Source organism: Phyllobacterium sp. K27 (genome assembly GCF_054796155.1).
Genome location: NZ_CM139240.1, coordinates 130,560 through 149,507, shown reverse-complemented (window position 1 = coordinate 149,507; position 18,948 = coordinate 130,560). Strand labels below are relative to the sequence as shown.

15 protein-coding genes are annotated in these 18,948 nt (G+C 55.2%); 9 read left to right on the top strand and 6 right to left on the bottom strand.

Going from position 1 to position 18,948, the window contains the following annotated elements:
- Window positions 1-54 precede the first annotated feature (54 nt).
- Window positions 55-2,997, top strand: a complete 2,943-nt coding sequence (locus ACYJL1_RS00755) for an autotransporter domain-containing protein (protein ID WP_460896574.1) — start codon at window positions 55-57, stop codon at window positions 2,995-2,997.
- 214 nt (window positions 2,998-3,211) lie between these two features.
- Here the strand turns inward: ACYJL1_RS00755 and ACYJL1_RS00750 are convergent, their stop codons facing one another.
- From ACYJL1_RS00750 to hrpB, 3 genes are all read right to left on the bottom strand, one after another.
- A complete protein-coding gene (locus tag ACYJL1_RS00750; RefSeq protein ID WP_115051510.1) occupies window positions 3,212-3,775 on the bottom strand; it encodes an ActR/PrrA/RegA family redox response regulator transcription factor in 564 nt (187 codons plus the stop codon).
- Between the two features lie 100 nt (window positions 3,776-3,875).
- Window positions 3,876-5,177 carry an ActS/PrrB/RegB family redox-sensitive histidine kinase gene (locus ACYJL1_RS00745; protein ID WP_460896573.1) on the bottom strand — a complete coding sequence of 434 codons (1,302 nt, stop codon included), beginning with the start codon at window positions 5,175-5,177 and terminating at the stop codon, window positions 3,876-3,878.
- A 235-nt stretch (window positions 5,178-5,412) separates the two neighbouring features.
- Complete coding sequence (gene hrpB / locus ACYJL1_RS00740) at window positions 5,413-7,860, bottom strand: ATP-dependent helicase HrpB (RefSeq protein ID WP_460896572.1); 2,448 nt, start codon at window positions 7,858-7,860, stop codon at window positions 5,413-5,415.
- A 199-nt stretch (window positions 7,861-8,059) separates the two neighbouring features.
- On the opposite strand from hrpB, the gene ACYJL1_RS00735 reads away from it, so the two are divergent.
- Genes ACYJL1_RS00735 through fghA form a run of 4 tightly spaced genes read left to right on the top strand, consistent with a single transcriptional unit; the run spans window position 8,060 to window position 11,156 of the window.
- Window positions 8,060-9,172: an S-(hydroxymethyl)glutathione dehydrogenase/class III alcohol dehydrogenase gene (locus ACYJL1_RS00735; protein ID WP_460896571.1), complete on the top strand. Its 1,113-nt coding sequence runs from the start codon at window positions 8,060-8,062 to the stop codon at window positions 9,170-9,172.
- On the top strand, window positions 9,172-9,645 hold the full coding sequence (locus ACYJL1_RS00730) for a GNAT family N-acetyltransferase (protein WP_460896570.1): 474 nt from the start codon (window positions 9,172-9,174) through the stop codon (window positions 9,643-9,645). The genes ACYJL1_RS00735 and ACYJL1_RS00730 overlap by 1 nt, the downstream gene beginning before the upstream one ends.
- Window positions 9,646-9,651: 6 nt before the next feature.
- Entirely contained in the window at window positions 9,652-10,302 is a 651-nt protein-coding gene (locus tag ACYJL1_RS00725) for a DUF1345 domain-containing protein (RefSeq protein WP_460896569.1), read from the top strand.
- 20 nt (window positions 10,303-10,322) lie between these two features.
- The gene (gene fghA / locus ACYJL1_RS00720; protein WP_460896568.1) at window positions 10,323-11,156 is read left to right on the top strand and encodes an S-formylglutathione hydrolase; all 834 of its coding nucleotides are present in this window, start codon (window positions 10,323-10,325) and stop codon (window positions 11,154-11,156) included.
- On the opposite strand, the gene ACYJL1_RS00715 is transcribed toward fghA, so the two are convergent.
- From ACYJL1_RS00715 to ACYJL1_RS00705, 3 genes are all read right to left on the bottom strand, one after another.
- Window positions 11,153-11,911, bottom strand: a complete 759-nt coding sequence (locus tag ACYJL1_RS00715; protein WP_460896567.1) for an RES family NAD+ phosphorylase — start codon at window positions 11,909-11,911, stop codon at window positions 11,153-11,155. The two genes, fghA and ACYJL1_RS00715, sit on opposite strands and share 4 nt — an antisense overlap.
- Entirely contained in the window at window positions 11,871-12,251 is a 381-nt protein-coding gene (locus ACYJL1_RS00710; RefSeq protein WP_460896566.1) for an antitoxin Xre/MbcA/ParS toxin-binding domain-containing protein, read from the bottom strand. Before ACYJL1_RS00710 ends, ACYJL1_RS00715 begins: the two co-directional genes overlap by 41 nt.
- Before the next feature lie 65 nt (window positions 12,252-12,316).
- Window positions 12,317-13,696: a cytochrome P450 gene (locus ACYJL1_RS00705; protein ID WP_460896565.1), complete on the bottom strand. Its 1,380-nt coding sequence runs from the start codon at window positions 13,694-13,696 to the stop codon at window positions 12,317-12,319.
- Between the two features lie 252 nt (window positions 13,697-13,948).
- Between ACYJL1_RS00705 and ACYJL1_RS00700 the strand changes: the two genes are divergently transcribed.
- The 4 genes from ACYJL1_RS00700 to gyrB all read left to right on the top strand — a co-directional run bounded on the left by ACYJL1_RS00700 (window position 13,949) and on the right by gyrB (window position 18,851).
- On the top strand, window positions 13,949-14,551 hold the full coding sequence (locus ACYJL1_RS00700) for a S10 family serine carboxypeptidase-like protein (RefSeq protein ID WP_460896564.1): 603 nt from the start codon (window positions 13,949-13,951) through the stop codon (window positions 14,549-14,551).
- On the top strand, window positions 14,542-15,678 hold the full coding sequence (locus ACYJL1_RS00695; RefSeq protein ID WP_460896563.1) for a hypothetical protein: 1,137 nt from the start codon (window positions 14,542-14,544) through the stop codon (window positions 15,676-15,678). The genes ACYJL1_RS00700 and ACYJL1_RS00695 overlap by 10 nt, the downstream gene beginning before the upstream one ends.
- The gene (locus tag ACYJL1_RS00690; RefSeq protein WP_460896562.1) at window positions 15,675-16,103 is read left to right on the top strand and encodes a hypothetical protein; all 429 of its coding nucleotides are present in this window, start codon (window positions 15,675-15,677) and stop codon (window positions 16,101-16,103) included. The genes ACYJL1_RS00695 and ACYJL1_RS00690 overlap by 4 nt, the downstream gene beginning before the upstream one ends.
- Before the next feature lie 306 nt (window positions 16,104-16,409).
- Window positions 16,410-18,851, top strand: a complete 2,442-nt coding sequence (gene gyrB / locus ACYJL1_RS00685) for a DNA topoisomerase (ATP-hydrolyzing) subunit B (RefSeq protein ID WP_460896561.1) — start codon at window positions 16,410-16,412, stop codon at window positions 18,849-18,851.
- Window positions 18,852-18,948 lie beyond the last annotated feature (97 nt).

The window sequence follows — 18,948 nt, the reverse complement described above, 5'->3', positions numbered from 1 at the left end:
AAGAATACAACTGTAAGGCGTATCTGATTTTGTATTAAGTATCGGGGTTTCTTTATGGCTTTTCATACGGACGGCGCCATTTCCGGCGCGAAAATCTATTCCGTTGCGGCTTTTCGTAATCGTCTGAAAGGCAGCCTTGTTTCCACGCTGATCCTTTTGACGGCAAGCTGCCCAACCTATGCTGACAGCATTGGCAAGACAGGCGTCGGTGCTGGTAAAAGCGCGCAGGCTGGCGATGATCCTTTTATCTTCGACAGCGAGGGTCATGAAATCATATCCTTTCCCCGCGATAACAAATCGTTGGAGAGGCTGCGGAAGTATTATCCCTATCTGGGCGAGCAGGAGCTTCTCGATATTTTGAAAGTGGCTGCTGCCAGGAGCCGGGCAAAGAATCTTACCGCCAAGATTGATCTACGTCAGGCAAAGCGTGGACCTACACAGTTCCTGAGGCGGTTCACGGCGAATGTGATTGACGAGGATACGCAAGAAACGTGGAGGCAGGATATTTCGGACACGTTACTCCAACAGCGTAAAGAGCAGGTTCTCAAGGAGCTTGATCTTTGGAAATCAAAGCGTGCCCAAAATAGCGCAAACCCTCCTGATACGACCATGGATGAGAAGATTGCTGCGCTGGAGGCCAAATACGCGGAGCTTTTAACCTTCGATGCCGGATTGACCAAAACCGGCATGGGTACGCTGGTCCTTGAGGGTGTTAATAGCTATACGGGCGAAACGCGCATTGAGAATGGTTGGCTCCTCCTCGAGGATGATGGTCAGAGCGGTGTTCCTTCGCTCCGATCTCCCGTTTTTGTGCATGAGGATGGTGCATTTGGTGTCAATGGTCATGTCCAGAATCTGGTCACTATTGAAGGCTGGCTCTATGGTACGGGCACAATAGATAGTCTCCTGGTCAAGCGCGGTGGACAAGTAAGTAGTGGCAGTTCCGAGGCCCAAACAGCCCCGCTTCATGTAAGAAAAGATGCGGCATTTGAGAAAGGCAGTTTGTTAATAGTGGAGCTTTCAGCAGACTTTGCGACGAGCACTAGGCTTGATGTGGCAGGCACTGCAATTTTGAAAGGTGCTCATGTCAGTATAATGGCGGAGGATAGCGACAGCTTTATACCGGAAGATACAGCTGAAAGCCTGTTCGGAAAGAGATATGATATTTTAACGACCGGGAAGGGGGTAAATGGTCAATTTGATAAAATCGCTCCCGGCTATAATTATATTACACCGACGCTCGACTACTCAGACAAGAACAAGGTGGTCATGACGTTCGACTTCACGCCGAAAGTCAAAACCGAAAAGGCCAAGGAGCTGGAAAAGCAGCTCGCGGAAGCGGAGGCTGAAAGGGTGAAGCTTGCCGAGGAGGCTAAGCTGGCTGCGGAGGCAGAAGCCAAGGCAGTTGCAGAGGTCAAGGCACCAGCCGATGCCGTAGCTGAGACCGGAAAGAATACCGCTGAGGTTCCAAAGTCCTATCCTGTAGTCGAGGAAGCGCAACACCCTGCGGATGCGGCGGTGGAAACCAATGCTGTCGTTGATACGGGAGCGGAGGTGGCTGAAGTTGCAAAGCCTGATCCTGTGGTCGAGGAAACCGAGCGTCCTGTGGACGTAGCGATAGACAAAGGTGCTGTAGCCGAGACAGATAAGATTGTCGCTGAAGTCGCAAAGCCCGATCCTGTAGCCAAGGAAGCTGAACGCCTTGCCGAAGCGAAGGCCAAGGCAGATGCGGTGGCACAAGCCAGGCGGCTTGCCCAAGCACAAGAAAAAGCGGAAGCCGAGCGCGCGCGTCTGCAGGCCCGGCTTTTCGAGGAAAAAATGCAAGGCTTTGTTTCCGCCGATTTCTTTGCCGCTGGCGTTGAAAGCGGCAACCATAAAGGCGTGTGGCGGGCCATCCAATCACAGGGCGTCAAGGGCAACAGGCTGCTCGGTCAGGTGATTGTTTCCTCGTCTGATGCGCCCCTCAATTTCGATACGCTGTCGGGCGAGGTTCATGCGACGGTCTCCGGTGTTCTGGCCAATGACAGCCATGTCATTTCCGATGCGGCAATGGCGCGGCTTCGCCATGCCTTTGGCGGTGTAGCGGGCAAGGCACAGTCTGTCACCGCGCCATTGGCCTATGGTGCTGAGGCCAAGCCGAAGGGTAGCGAAGCTTTTGCTGCTGTTGAGCCCGCCGCAGCAAGCACGGCGCTTTGGGGTGAAGCCTATGGCTCATGGGCGCATGCGGATGGAAACGGCAATGCGTCCGGCTACAGCCGCAGCACCGGCGGTCTTGTCACCGGCATGGATGGCGTGATTGCCGATGACTGGCGCTTCGGTCTGCTTGCCGGCTATGGCAGCACATCGTTGCATGGCAATGGCAAGGCATCGGTGGATCATTATCAGCTCGGTGTCTATGGCGGCACCAGGTGGGACGCGCTCGGGCTTCGCTTTGGCGTCAATCTCGGCCAGCACGAGATCGACACCAAGCGGAGCGTAGCGTTCGGCGCGCTGCATGACGAGCATCAGGCTTCCTATGATGCGCGCTCCGTACAGGTGTTTGGCGAACTCGGCTATGCGATCAACACGGCCTATGCCGCATTCGAACCCTTTGCGGCAGCACGGCATGTGCATGTCAAGACCGATGGCTTTGGCGAAGATGGCGCGATCAGCAATTTGACCGGCGCAGGTGCAAGCACCGATCTGACGGTGACAACGCTCGGGCTGCGTGCCTCGCGCCAGTTCACCTTGAGCGAAAGCACGACACTGACGGCACGCGGCATGCTGGGCTGGACCCATGGCTTTGGCGATGTGACGCCTGAGGCCAGCCTTACCTTCAGTGGCGGTCAGGGCTTCACGGTTGAGGGTGCTGGCATGGCCAAGGATGCGGCCATCATCGAGGCCGGGCTGGACTTTGGCATCGGCAAGACCACCAGCATCGGCATCGGCTATACCGGCCAGTTCTCCAGCCAGTCGCATGACAATGCCGTCAAGGCCGATTTGAGCGTCAGGTTCTGAGATCAGGTACACAGGGCGGTAGAATGATGCCGCCCTAAGTTCTTTTATCCTGTGGCAAGAGCGCTGTGCGTCCTTCGACAAGCTCAGGATGAGGGGGTGGTTTGATTGAAAGCCGTCTTCCATGTCTCAGAATTAGACTCTCTGCTAAGCTCAACCTCCCTCATCCTGAGCTTGTCGAAGGGCGAACCACGCACAGAGATAATGCAATGAAGATCTAGCGCGGCGCGCGCTTGGCCAGAATACGCTGCAAGGTACGCCGGTGCATATTAAGCCGGCGTGCCGTCTCCGAAACATTCCGGTCGCACATTTCATAAACGCGCTGAATATGTTCCCAACGTACGCGATCTGCGGACATCGGATTTTCGGGCGGCGCCACCTTTTCGCCGGAACGCCGCGTCAGCGCTGCGAAGACTTCATCCGCATCCGCGGGTTTGGAGAGGTAGTCGATAGCGCCGAGCTTCACAGCATTGACCGCTGTCGCAATATTGCCGTAGCCGGTGAGGATCACTGCGCGCGTATCTTCGCGGCGGGCGCGAATGGCTTCGATAATGTCAAGGCCATTGCCATCACCAAGTCGCATGTCGACAACGGCATAGGCCGGGGCATGGCTTTTGACACTGGCAAGCCCGGCTTCCACCGAATCGGCGATCGCCACGGTGAAGCCGCGTGTTTCCATGGCCCGTGCAAGGCGCTGCAAGAAGGGCTTGTCATCATCAACAAGAAGAAGTGTCGGATCGTTGCCAATGGCGGCAATATCGTCCTGATCCGTATTGTCCATCAGGGTTTCCTGCTCATTTTGTAATAGTTATTGACGTTAATGGTTCGCAATGAAGAAAAAGTCAAAGGCTAGAACAAATTTTGCCGATATAGAGCTAATTCTATCCACTTGTAGCCAGTTCACTAAGCGGCCAGATGACGACGACCTCAGCACCTTGTCCCGGATCATTTCGATTGCGGAATGTGATTGTGGCCCCCGAACGCTCCAGAAGCGTTTTCGCAATAAACAGACCGAGCCCCAGACCACCACCATGTTCATTCACTTCGCGGTCGCGGCCCGTCGTATAGGGTTCTCCGATCCGGTCCAGAATCTCGGGAGCAAATCCCTTGCCATCATCGCTGACGATGATCTCGACGGTCTTGTCATTCCAGCCCCAGCTGACCCGTATGGTCTGTCTGGCGAAATCAACGGCATTCTCGACCAGATTGCCGAGGCCATAAATGATGCCGGGGTTACGGCGGATGAATGGTTCGGTGCCTTCCCCGCGCAATTTGGTCACTTCGATGCCAATGCCAAAGTTGCGGTTCGGTGCGATGACCTCCTCGATCAGCGAGGAAATCTTCAGGCGGGACATATGTTCTTCGCTGGTGGATGAAAGGCTGGTGAGACGCTTCAAAATCTCGCGGCAGCGTTGAGTCTGCGAGCGCAAAAGCTCGATATCTTCGGCGTACCGATCATCATTCTTCAGGCTGCGCTCCATCTCCTTGACGACAAGAGCGATCGTGGCAAGCGGCGTACCCAGTTCATGGGCAGCAGCGGCGGCAAGTCCATCAAGCGCCGACAGATGCTGTTCGCGCTGCAGAATCAGTTCCGTTGCTGTCAGCGCATCGGCCAGCAGGCGTGCTTCCTCCGCCACGCGATAGGCATAGACAGCCGTGAAGGCGAGGGCGGAAACCACAGAACACCAGACACCGGCGATGAGCACGAAGGGCAGTTGCATGGTCTCGCCCGGATACCAGGGCAGCGGCAGGTAAATATAGGCAAGGACAGTGGCGCAGACAGTGACAAGAAGCCCAAGCAGGATGGTTGACCACGAGGGCAGCGATGTTGCGGATATGATGACAGGAACGATCATCAGAACCGCAAACGGATTTTGCAAGCCGCCGGTCATATAGAGCAGACCCGCAACCTGCAGAATATCAAAAGCAAGCACTGGGATTGCTGCGCGCGGCTGTAGCCGGTGGTTGATCGGGTAGCGGAATGACATAAGCAGATTAAGCCATGCCGAACAGGCGATCAGGGCAAAACACACGCTGACGGGGAAGGGAAATTTCAGGTAGAGCGCGACAAACAGAACCGCCATGCTTTGGCCTGCCACCGCAAGCCAGCGCAGACGAATGAGCGTCGTCAACCGCAACCGGCGCGACAGATATGATGAGCGTATGCCGAAATCCTGAACCATGGAGGTGCTTTAGATCAAATGTGGCAAAAATGGAATTGGAGAGTTCAGCCTGTTAACTGAGGCTCGCTGTTGCAAGAATATAGTGCGTGGTTCGACGGGGCTCACCATGAGGAAGGTTGTAGCTTGCAGGGAGCCAATATCTGAGGCCTTGGCAGTTGTTGCAATTCACTACGCTCCTCATGGTGAGCCCCGTCGAACCACGCATCACATTTTTGCAAGTTCACCTTAGAAACCCTCACGTCCCCCGTGGTTTTGCCCGGGCGGTGGGCACTGCATTGGTTGGATCTTCCGGCCAGACGTGGCGGGGATAGCGGCCGCGCATATCGCTGCGAACATCAGCCCAGGAGCCTTTCCAGAAACCGGGAAGATCACGGGTTATCTGGATCGGGCGGTGCGCGGGAGACAGGAGTTCAAGCAGAAGAGGTATGGTGCCATTGGCGATAGCCGGATGCGTGGCCAGACCGAACAGCTCCTGCACCCGAACGGCGAGAACGGGCTCGCCCTCATCATAGCGGATCGGGATATTCGATCCTGTCGGAACTTCGAAATGTGTGGGTGCGAGAGTTTCGATCTTGCGTTGCAGATCATAGGGAACGGTCGAGCGCAGTCCGTCAATCAGCACATGCGCTGGAATCTGGTTGAGTTGCGCACTGCCCTTGAGGAAGGGTTTCAACCAATCGTCAAGCGTGGCAAGCAAGGCATTATCATCCATGGCAGGCCAAGGCGCGCCCAACCCCTGATGCAGCCAGGCAAGGCGGCGGCGGAGCGTCGATGCTTCCTTTGACCATGGAAGAATATCAAGCCCATGGGCTTTCACAGCGGCAATGACACCAAGGTCAGCTTCTTCGCCGGTTGGGGCGGGCATGGTCTTTTCGGACAGGGCAATGGCGCCGATCCGCGTGGCATCGCGCGCCTGAAGCGCATTGCGGGACGCATCATAAGTGACCTGCCGACCGCTGACGATCCTGTCGGCCATGGCGTCACGAATTTCTGCTTCGCTCACTTCTGCGGCGGCGAGGATGCGCGCGCGCCCGGCACGGCCTGAAAGGTCGGCCACGACGAGCCAGGGGGATTTGGCCAGCGAAGTAGTAGGATCAACTTCGCCGCCGCGCCCATTGGCCAAAGTGAACTGGCCATTGCCGCGCGATTTGGCAATGCGATCAGGATAGGCGCCGATCAGCAGGCGTCCAACGCTATCGGCTTCAGCAGCAACCATGCCAGATCCTGCCAGTCGCTTTGCAAGCCCGCGGGCACGGGTGGCGCGATCACCGCGTTCACGCTGAAAGCGGGCAAGCCGTACATCGAGATCGATATCATTGCCGCCAAGTCCGCGCTCGGTGAGTAGAACGGCAAGTTCCGCAGCCCGCAATGCCTGCCCCCTAGCCCGCGCAGTCAACACCATATGGGCGAGGCGGGCAGGCAGCGCCAGCGCACGCATTTCATTGCCCATTGGAGTGACGCGATGATCCTTGTCCAATGCGCCGAGATTTTCCAGCAAGCTCTTTGCTTCTTTAACCGCCGGAGCGGGCGGGCTATCAAGAAAGGCAAGGCTGGATGGATCGGAAACGCCCCATGCGGCGCAATCCAGCACAAGGCCGGTCAGATCAGCCTCCAGAATTTCCGGCGGAGCGAAGGCTTCGAGAGCGGCAGTCTGTTCCGCACGCCAAAGACGGATAGCAATACCCGGTTCCGTACGTCCCGCGCGCCCGGCGCGCTGATCGACGGCGGCGCGGGCAGCGCGGACAGTTTCCAGCCGCGTCAAGCCGGTTGCAGGTTCGAATTTGGGCAGGCGGGCAAGCCCGCTATCAATGACGACCCGAACGCCGTCAATGGTGATCGATGTTTCCGCAATGGAGGTGGCAAGCACCACCTTGCGCTTGCCCGGCGGTGCAGGTTTGATCGCCGCATCCTGATCGCGTCCCTCAAGCGCTCCGTAAAGCGGCACAATAAGCGTATCGGCAGGCACGCGGCCTTGCAGTGCTTCAGCCGTGCGTTCGATCTCGCGCTGACCGGGAAGAAAGGCAAGAATGCTGCCGGTCTCGTCGGCAAGCGTATCGCGTATCGCCTTGGACATGGCGTCTTCGATGCGCTCGTCAGGCTTGCGCTCACGATAGCGTATATCGATAGGAAACGAGCGCCCCTTGCTTTCAAGCACCGACACATCGCCAAGCAGCCTGGCAACGCGCGCGCCATCCAGCGTCGCGGACATGACCAGCAATTTGAGATCGGGGCGTAGGGCCGCCTGCACATCAAGCGCCAGTGCAAGGCCGAAATCCGCATCGAGGCTGCGCTCGTGAAACTCATCAAAGAGCACAGCGGCAATGTTTGTCAGATCGGGATCATCGAGGATCATCCGGGCGAACACGCCTTCGGTGACGACGAGGATGCGGGTCTTGGCAGAAACCTTGTTTTCCAGCCGCATGCGATAGCCGACAGTTGCGCCGACCTCATCGCCCAACAGACTTGCCATGCGGCTTGCTGCGGCGCGGGCCGCAAGCCGGCGCGGCTCAAGCAGGATGATCAAGCGCTCGCCCCGCCAAGGTGCACCCAGCAGATGCAGGGGAATGAGGGTGGTCTTGCCCGCACCGGGCGGCGCCACAAGCACCGCAGAATTGCCCGCAACCAGCGCCCCATCAAGCGTAGGAAAGATCTCTGTTACGGGAAGGGTTGGCAGAATGGTCACGGCATATCCGCAGGTTGGTATTGTCGTCTTTGACAATTTTTGCCGAGCTAAGTCCATTTATTTCTCATACTGGAAAACGAAATAACCAACTGCGACAAAGCGGTTTCATGACGAGAAATGTCGCCGATTTGATTGACGATCCCGCCTGTGATCCTGATAGTGAGCAAATCAACTATAGAATGCATTGGGAGAGACATATATGAAATCGCGCGCCGCCGTTGCCTGGGAAGCCAATAAGCCACTCACCATCGAAACAATCGAGATTGGCGGACCCAAGCCCGGCGAAGTTCTCGTCGAGATCATGGCGACGGGTGTCTGCCATACGGATGCTTACACTCTGTCGGGGCTGGACTCCGAAGGCAAGTTTCCGGCGATCCTTGGCCATGAGGGCGCGGGGATCGTGCGTGAAATCGGTGCTGGCGTCACCTCGCTGAAGGTCGGCGATCACGTCATTCCACTCTACACGCCCGAATGCCGCCAATGCAAAACCTGCCTGTCGCAACGGTCGAACTTGTGTACCTCCATCCGCGCCACACAGGGACAAGGCGTCATGCCAGATGGAACAAGCCGCTTTTCTTGCGATGGTGGTGAAGTTTTCCACTATATGGGCTGCTCGACCTTCTCCAACTTTACCGTTTTGCCAGAGATTGCTTTGGCAAAAGTGCGCGAGGATGCGCCGTTTGACAAGATTTGCTACATTGGTTGCGGTGTGACCACCGGCATTGGTGCCGTCATCTACACGGGCAAGGTCTGGCCCGGCGCGAATGTCGTGGTGTTCGGTCTTGGTGGCATCGGCCTCAATGTGATTCAGGGCGCGCGTATGGTCGGTGCTGACAAGATTATCGGTGTCGATATCAATCCCGGCAAGGTGGCTATGGCCAAGCAATTCGGCATGACCCATTTCGTCAATCCGAACGAAGTCGGCAATGACAAGGTGGTTTCCGCCATTCAGGATCTGACCGATGGCGGTGCGGATTTTTCCTTTGATGCAACGGGCAACACCAATGTGATGCGGCAGGCACTGGAATGCTGCCATCGCGGCTGGGGCACAAGTATCGTGATCGGCGTTGCGGAGGCCGGCAAGGAAATTTCAACACGGCCTTTCCAGCTCGTTACCGGTCGCAACTGGCGCGGCACAGCTTTTGGCGGCGCGCGTGGACGGACCGATGTGCCGAAAATCGTTGATTGGTACATGGAAGGCAAGATCGACATTGACAGCCTGATCACCCACACCATGCCCTTGCCGGAAATCAATACGGCATTTGACCTGATGCATGAGGGCAAGTCCATTCGCAGCGTCGTGACCTTCTGATGGAAGCAAGTGCCTACAAGGTCGTTCTTTCCGGCCTCGACGAACTGTCGCCGCGTGATCTTTATGCCATGCTAAAACTGCGCGTGGATGTGTTTGTCGTCGAGCAGAAATGCGCCTATCCGGAGCTTGACGGCAAGGATGTTTACGCCTTGCATCTGCGAATATTGAGCGGCAAGGAGTTGGTGGCGAGCGCGCGCATACGCAAACCGGCCAAAAGCGATCCGGCTGCGCGGATCGGGCGCGTTGTGGTTTCGCCGGAGCATCGCGGCCAGCGCCTCGGGGACAGGATCATGGTGGAGGCGATTTTGCAGTGTGAACGGCTTTATCCGGAAAGCCCGATCAAGCTTTCGGCACAAAGCCATCTGTTGCGCTTTTATGAATCATTCGGTTTTGTGCCCGTTTCGGAGGAATATCTGGAAGATGATATTCCGCATATCGATATGCAGCGCCCCGCGACTGTGACGTCCGAGTAGCGCCCCATGCACAAGCGGCATTTCCCTTTTTATATTGCCGCCATTATCGGGCTCGCGGCCCTAGGGTTGGGGTTGTGGTTTGTGCCACGCCTTGCCTATGTCGTTTCTGCAAATGCATTCTTTGTGACCTATCTGACCCTGACGGCTTTCAAAATTCCCAAATTGACGGCGGATTATCTGCGCCGCAATGCTGCCAAATCCGACGAGCCTGTATGGATCATCTTCATGGTCACATTTGGTGCTGTGTTGGTTGCGGTAGGCTCGCTATTTGTCCTGCTCAATTCAGGGCAAAACCCGCGTCCACTTCATTTCACATTGGCATTGGCCGCGGTGCCTCTCGGCTGGCTGACCATCCATATGATGACGGCTATCCATTATGCACATCTCTACTGGCAGCCGGATGAGAATGCGGAAGGAACAAAAGACAAGGCGCAAAAGCCTATCGGCGGCCTTGATTTTCCTGGCGACAAGGAACCCGGCGGGATTGAGTTCCTCTATTTTTCCTATGTCATCGGCATGACGGCACAAACGTCAGATACCGCTGTCACCAGTACAGAAATGCGCAAGATTAACCTGCTACATGCGATTGTATCGTTCTTTTTCAACACGGTACTCGTTGCCGCTGCCGTCAACGTCGCCGTTTCACTTGGTCAATAATAATAGTCACGGGAACAGCTATGGAAACGCTCTCAATCGCAAAAAGTTTTGGCGGAACACAGGGCGTTTATCGCCATCGCAGCGACGCGTGCCACTGCTATATGACATTTGCAGTATTCTTGCCGCCGCAGGCAAAGGATGGGCCGGTGCCAGTCTTGTGGTATCTGTCGGGTCTGACCTGCACGCATCAGAATGTCATGGATAAGGGGGAGTATCGACGCACAGCCTCAGAGCTTGGCATTGCGATCATCTGCCCGGACACCAGCCCTCGCGGTGAGAATGTGCCGGACGAGAAGGACAATTGGCAGTTTGGCAGCGGTGCCGGGTTTTATCTCGATGCAACGCAGGAGCCCTATGCCGAAAACTATCGCATGGCGACTTATATTGCCGAGGAATTGCCTGCGTTGATTGCTGCGAATTTTCCGGTTGATATGCAGCGCCAGAGCATTTTTGGTCACTCCATGGGTGGCCATGGGGCAATCACGTTGGCACTGAAAACTTCCGGCCGTTTCAAATCGGTTTCCGCCTTCGCGCCAATAGCCCGGCCTATGGTGGCTGGCTGGTCGCGTCCGGCTTTCGAGAAATATCTGGGCAATGACGAAATGGCATGGCGCGCCTATGACAGTGTTGCCTTGATCGAGGATGGGCATCGCCTGCCGGAATTGCTGGTCGATCAGGGGAAGGCGGATGGCTTTCTGGATGATGGTCTACGGCCGTGGCTGTTGGAAGAAGCATGTGAGAATGCGGGCATTCCGTTGACGCTGAACATGCGTGACGGTTACGACCATTCATACTTCTTCATCTCGACTTTTATGGCTGATCACATTGCTTGGCATGCGGAAAGGCTGGGTTAGTTGAGGGTGGCCGCCATCCTCGGATCGGCGGCGAATATTTCCCGGTTGAAGCCCAGACGCCGATCCTGCTGGTCGCAGATCGCCTTGACGCCATAGCTGGAGAAATGCAGCCGCCATGTCGCCATTTTCGTGGGGCGAGGCAGGGCGAAACAGGCGCATGAAAGCAAAGCAAGATTGGCGCGGCCTTCAGGATCGCGAACCGATTGGTAGCGGATCATCTGAATATCTGCCTGTTGCGCTTTGTCGGAAAGATCGAGGCAGGCGGAATAATCGCTCAAGTGAGTCCACTGCGCGGCCTGCTTCAGAAAAGGCGGCGCCATAAGATCAAGTGCTTTGGTCGTGGCATAGCGCGCTTCAAATGCGGTAAACTCCAGCGCGTTGTGCGGCCATGGCGTGCCGGGGCTTTCAGCAAAAAACAGCAGCCGGTAAAATGCAGTTTCGGCGACGGCTGTTTCAATAGCCTCGCTGGCATAAAACACGCCGGGAGAATAGCCTTCCCGCCGGAACCTTGAATTGCCGGGATATCGACCATAGCGGAAAGGTGTTGCCAGCAGATAATCGAGATGAGCGCACTCGGCAGGTAGGGGTGGCTTGGTTGCCTCCAGCTCATCCTCAAGCAAAGCCTGCTCGTCCAGCGTGTCGACAAGCTTCATCGTGGAAACGCGGTGCTGCGCTTCGACCAGACGCCAACAGGCGCCATGCAGGACGCGGGCTTCAGATCGGAGCGCGTCGGGCGTCCAGATAGGCGAGGACATGGGTGAGACCGTCAATGGTTTTGATACGGTTGAGCGGTTTGCCGCCGAGCATGGTGTTATCGGTTCTTATCCACTGGCGCGCCACAGCATCATCGCCGCCGACAATGGCATCCAGTGACCGGTAGAGACGAATGAAGAGCAGGGCAAGCTCGTAACTCTTGCCGGTGAGCGGCGAACCATCGAGACTACGCTTCAAGCGTGAAAGGCTCGGTTCCGACAGGCCGACAATGTTGGAAAGCTCCTTTGCGGTCAGTCCGAGCAATTCGGCAGAGCGCAGCAATGCCTTGGAAACAACGGTGGTCTTGGGCGTTTCTGTTTTATGTTGAACGTTGGTTCGCATGGCATGGCCTTTCATTGGAAATAAAAATACAATAAATTCCATGTGAAATCAAGCTGCGCAATAAACTAACGGCGCGGCGTCACACTCATCGGCAGACCCCCGTCCGGCTGCGTTGTCAGCTTTTGTACCGGCCATGGCTTTATCATTTCCGCCATGTCGAAACGAAAGCGATGCAGCAGCGTTGCTAAAGCTATGATTGCTTCCTGCAAGGCAAAGCTGGCACCGATACATACACGCGGACCGGCACCAAAGGGCAGATACTGAAAGCGGTCAATCTTGTCACGGTTCTCCGGGTGAAAACGCGACGGCATGAAAGCGTCCGGTTGTTCCCAATAAAGACGATGCCTGTGCACGGTCCACGGCATAACCAATACGGCGGAACCTTTAGGCAGTTTCAGGTCCTTATATTGATCGTCTTCAATCGGCTCCCGGTTGATGGAAGGCGCGGGCGGATAGAGCCGCATTGCCTCTTCGAACGCAGCGCGCGTAAAGGGTAGCGCGTCCAGCCATTCATGCGGCGGCGGCACATCGCGTTGGCCCATGAAGGCGTCGATTTCCTGCTCGATCAGATCGCGCTCCCATGGCGCTCTTGCCAGCAGATAAAGCGTCCAGCCAAGCGCCCGGGCGGTCGTTTCATGGCCTGCGCCGATGAAGGTGATAATATTGTCTTCGATCTCGGCACGCGACAGGCCATCCGGCCCTTCCGCACGCAGGAGCAGTGTCAGAAAATCGTTAGGAACCTTGTCACCTTCCTTATCCATGCGGGCTTTGCGCATTTCGATCGTATTGGCAACGATCTGGCGGAAGAAGGCGAGGGCGCGACGTCCGCGAATTTGCGTAAAGCGCGGCAGCCATTCGGGCGCGCCCAGCAGGTCAAGCGGATCAACCCGCCCCATGGTTTCAAAAAGCCGGTCGACTTCGTGCGAAAACTGGTCGGGATCGCCCGCAATCTCTCCTGAAAACAGGGTATCGGCAAGAATATCATAGGTCAGCATGGTCATGTCACGCGAGACATCGGTAATGCCGGAATTTCCATCGTAACGGCTTGCGAAATTCTCTGTCGCGCGCTTCATGCTCGTCGCAAAGCCATTGATATGGCGCGGCGTAAACACCGGGGCCATGGCTTTGCGCGAGCGCTTCCATGTATCACCCTCGGCCGTTAGTAGCCCATCGCGCAGGATCGGTCGCAGGATGCGCTGGCGCACAGCCGCCATTTTGTAGTTCTTCGCGTTATCGACGAGGACATGGCGGATGAGGCCGGGATCATTGGCAATGATCGTGTGGGCGAAAGACCAGTCGATGGAAACCCATGGCTCATTATAGGAAGGCTCACCCCACAGCTCCAGCGGATTGCGGTAAATGGTGCGGATTAACTGCAGCGTGCCGACAGGTCCAGTGCGAGGAATGGGTGCCGGGGGTGTGAATGCGGTTCTCAAACTGTCCATTACGCCTCCATATTTTCGATGTGGGGACGATTGTGCCTCATGTCCACAAATTTGACCAAGGCCGGGCGAAGACGGGTAGGTGGAAAGGCCCAAACAAGTGGTAATTTTCTTGACCTCAAATCTCCTTTGGTCTCTATTGAAGTCGGTTTCCGGCAATTTTCCAATTTGATTTCAGCATTACAAGACCAAAGTATTACACAATAATATCAAACGCTTATTCTGAACAGATTTATACTGTGAGGTTTTTAAAACATGCATTATCGTTTATGCGGGCTGACGCTCGCAGTTTTTCTTGGCGCCTGTAGCGGCGGTTCAGAGTCAGAACCTGAAGAAACCACATCATCGTTTGCGCCGCCGGTTGTGGCGGTCGAGGTCAAACCCACCACCGTCTTCACTTATGGACCTGCGGACGGCGTTCCACGCCACTCCGTTAGCGAGGAGCCGACAAGCAAGTCGCAGAAAATCAACCTGAAGGGTGTGCCGGTGCAATTTACCGCAACTGCCGGACATCTGGTGTCGACAGGTTCAATACGCGTCGGAACCGGGCTGGCATATAAAAATGCAGATGCCGCCATTTTTTATACGGCCTATACACGCGATGATTTGCCAAAAGAAAATCGGCCGGTCACATTTGTGTTTAATGGTGGACCGGGCGGCGCGTCGGCATCCCTTGATCTCAATTTTCTTGGTCCTAAAAGCTACGATGCCGACGCCTCCGAGAAAGCGGGAACTTTGCTTGTCAAGGACAATCCCAATACTCTCCTCAACAAGACGGACCTCGTTTTTGTTGATCCCGTAGGAACGGGGTATTCAGCAGCCATCTGGCCAGAAGAAAACCAGGACTTTTGGGGGTAGACAGTGATGCAAAGGTTTTGCGCAGCTTCATTACACGCTACGTTAATGCCAATAACCGCCAGAGTTCGCCAAAATATATTTATGGTGTTTCCTATGGTGGTCTGCGCGCGCCGATTATAGGGCGTTTGCTGCTGGAGAGCGGTACAAATGAATATCTTCCGGACCCGGGCAAAAAGCCTGCAAACATTCTGAGCGGCTTAATCTTGAACTCGCCCATTCTTGATAAAAAAACCGATTGCTACATCTTCTACGTTTCCTGCCATGGTGCTCTTCCAACATATGCAATGGTTAAGGCGTTTCATGACAAATCTGTCAAAAAACCAGATTTCAGAATATCGGACTTCCTGGCAAGCACCAGGGCATTTGCAGACCGCTTCAACCAACTTTACCAGACAGTCTTTAGCGGCGTTTACCAGGAAGCGCCCGATCGGGCACAATGGGACGCTTACCTCAAAAAACCAGAAGCCGCAGATTTCCTCAACAGACTTTACCAACTGACAGGGATAGGAAAACCATACAAGCCGGGCGATGACGCGGGCAACAACCCTTGGATTGCAAATCCGAATATGGATAGTAGCGACTTCACAAAGAAATTTGATCCTGCCAAGGGTACCTTGCTTATCAATGATGGGCGGTATTTTCTAGCAAAAGGCGACACCGATCCTACACTGGTAAGGAAAGACACTCCTTACGACAATATCAAACTCTATCAGGCGAATTTCATTGGTTACAAAACGCAATCAATATATATGGGTTACAATGAAACGCTTTTCGGTCGCTGGGTGTATGATCCGGATCAGCAGCTCTCAATAAAGGGCAACAGGCTGGGAAGCTCTATTCCTGATTTGACTTTCAGCATGACACTCAATCCGAAGCTGAAGGTCCTTGTTCAACACGGTTACTATGATCTCAACACGCCTTTCCATCAGTCGGAAGTCGATATTGAAAATGCAAAATTATCCTCAAGGATTCCGATAAAATTATACTCTGGCGGGCATGGGATCGGCCCTTTTGACACCGATAAGTATGAAGACGTCTTGGCTGAACTGGATGCGTTTTACGATCAACCGGCGGTGTTGAGGCTTGCTGCGTTCAACGCCGCACTGCCGGAGGCGAGGAAGCCATGAATCATGTAACGCTTTTTGCCACAGTATTTCTGTCTTCGATTGTTTTGCAGGTGACTGGATCGGCTGCGGACAATTCTGTACCGCTGTGGCAACCGCAAAGATATGGCTCGGCAATTTCAGGAAAAATTCACGACCCAACCAAAGCTCCCGTCAAGAGAACGGCTGTTCCAATCACACCCGAAACGGTGCTCGATGCTGTGGATGACCGTATCCGTGCGCTTTTCAACAGGGCAGCTGATCCCTCGACAGGTTTGGTGACCATTGCATCTGCCAGCAAGGCAGGGGTGGGATACTTCATCGATAATTTCGCGAAGATCGATCGCGATGAGGATGGCAGCCTTCGATTCAGTGAGGTCAAGGGTTTCCTGGATCCGCAGTCGCCAATAGAACGGCCGATCTCAACGGAGATACAGATCATCGAGTAGGTGGGGGCACTATTGTGGTTCGATGGTTTTGCCAATCGAGCTATCGTACGCCCAGCGGATAAAATGCACAGCGAGTGGTCGTAAAGGCCGCTCGCTGCTGCGTTTTCGCATGCTTTTCACGGCGTGAGGACAAAGATTATCCATAGTGCTGGCGCAGGTTAATGATCATCCGTGGACAGCCATGCGGCATGAATTGGAAAAACCGACAGAAATCACTATATCTAAGCATAGGTTGGGCATGATTCGCCTAATATATGCTATAAGGACAGATGCACTGTTCCTGCCTTTAGAAAAGATTGAATTTACATGAGTGAAACACCCGAGATGACAGCCGAAACCTCGCCGGAATATGGCGCGGAGTCCATCAAGGTTCTCAAGGGGTTGGATGCCGTTCGCAAGCGCCCCGGAATGTATATTGGTGATACGGATGACGGTTCCGGTCTTCACCATATGGTTTACGAAGTCGTGGACAACGCTATTGACGAGGCGCTGGCCGGTCATGCGACCCGCGTTACCGTAACGCTCAATCCCGATGGTTCGTGTACGGTCACCGACAATGGCCGCGGCATACCGACGGATATGCATTCGGAAGGCGTTTCCGCCGCCGAAGTTATTATGACCCAGCTGCATGCGGGCGGTAAGTTCGACCAAAACTCCTACAAGGTCTCCGGCGGCTTGCACGGCGTCGGTGTCTCTGTCGTCAATGCGCTGTCCGTCTGGCTGCGATTGAAGATTCGCCGTCAGGGCAAAATCCACGAGATGAGCTTTACGCATGGCGTGGCCGATAGCCCGCTGGTTGTGACCGGCGATTCTGAAGGTCTAACCGGAACGGAAGTCTCATTCCTGCCTTCGACAGAAACCTTCACCATGGTTGAGTTCGATTTCAAGACATTGGAACATCGTCTGCGCGAGCTGGCCTTCCTGAATTCCGGCGTGCGTATTCTTCTGTCTGATCATCGCCATGCTGATCCGGTTGATCTGGAACTGTTTTATGAGGGTGGTCTGACTGCCTATGTAAAATATCTCGACCGCTCCAAGAAAGAGCTTGTCGGCGAGCCGATCTATATTCGCGGTGAGCGGGACGATACCACTGTCGAAGTCGCCATGTGGTGGAATGACAGCTATCACGAGAATGTTCTGTGCTTCACCAACAACATTCCGCAGCGGGATGGCGGAACGCATTTGGCCGGTTTCCGTGGTGCGCTGACGCGCCAGATGACTGGCTATGCGGAAAGCACTGGCCAGGCCAAGAAAGCCAAAGTGTCGCTTACGGGCGATGATTGCCGCGAAGGTCTGACCGCCGTGCTTTCGGTGAAAGTGCCTGACCCGAAATTTTCCTCGCAGACCAAGGACAAGCTTGTTTCCTCGGAAGTGCGTGCTGTGGTGGAAAGCCTCGTCAATGAAGCGCTTTCGACCTGGCTTGAAGAGCACCCTACCGAAGGCAAAGTGCTGGTCGACAAGGTTATTCAGGCAGCGTCAGCCCGCGAAGCCGCGCGCAAGGCGCGCGACATCACCCGCAAGAACTCGTTGAGCATCAGCTCACTTCCGGGCAAGCTTGCCGATTGTCAGGAAAAAGATCCAGCCAAATCGGAAATCTTTATCGTCGAGGGTGACAGCGCTGGCGGTTCTGCCAAGGGCGGGCGTTCACGTCAAAATCAGGCCATTCTGCCGCTGCGCGGTAAAATCCTGAATGTGGAGCGCGTGAAGCTCGACCGCATGCTTTCATCTGACCAGATCGGTACGCTGATCCTGGCGCTGGGCACGAGCATCGGCAAGGATGAGTTTAACCCGGACAAGCTGCGTTATCACAAGATCATCATCATGACCGACGCTGACGTCGATGGTGCTCACATTCGCACATTGCTGCTGACCTTCTTCTTCCGGCAAATGCCGGAATTGATCGAGCGTGGCCATATCTATATTGCACAGCCACCGCTTTATAAGGTTTCGCGCGGTAAATCCTCGCAATATCTCAAGAATGAAATCGCCTATGAAGAATTCCTGATTGGCTCCGGTCTGGAAGAAGCCTCGTTGGAACTGGATGGTGGCGAGGTTCGTGCCGGTGGCGATCTGCGTGCGGTCATCAATGATGCGATGGCCGTTCGTCACCTTCTTCAGGGCCTGAATACGCGTTATGACCGCGCCGTTGTCGAACAGGCGACAATTGCCGGTGCGCTGAACCCGGAAGCCATTTCCGATACGGCGCGCGCGCAGTCGCTGGTGACAGAAGTCGCCGGACGCCTCGACCTTATCGCCGAAGAAACCGAAAAGGGCTGGAGCGGTCGTCTCGCAACACCCGATGATGGCGTTGATGGCTATATTTTTGAACGCTCACTGCGCGGCGTCAAGGAGACCGTAACACTGGATATGGCGTTGATTGGCTCGGCAGATGCGCGCCAGTTGGATCGCTATTCCGCGCGTCTGCATGAAATTTACTCCAAGCCGCCGGTACTTCGTCGCAAGGAAAAGTCAGATATGATAGCTGGCCCCATCTCGCTGCTCGAAGCGGTGTTCGCCGCAGGGCGCAAGGGCCTCGCATTGCAGCGCTACAAGGGGCTGGGTGAGATGAACGCCGATCAGCTTTGGGAGACCACGCTCGATCCTAATGCGCGTTCGCTGCTACAGGTGAAGGTGAATGATGCAACCGATGCCGACAGCCTGTTTTCAAGGCTGATGGGCGATGATGTCGAGCCTCGCCGCGAGTTCATTCAGGACAATGCGTTGAGCGTCGCAAATTTGGACGTTTAGATTGTTTTTTGTGGGTACAAAACAAATCTAAAGGGACCGGCAAATAGGTCATGCGTGCTTCGACAAGCTCAGCATGAGGGGATGGAGATTGGCAGGG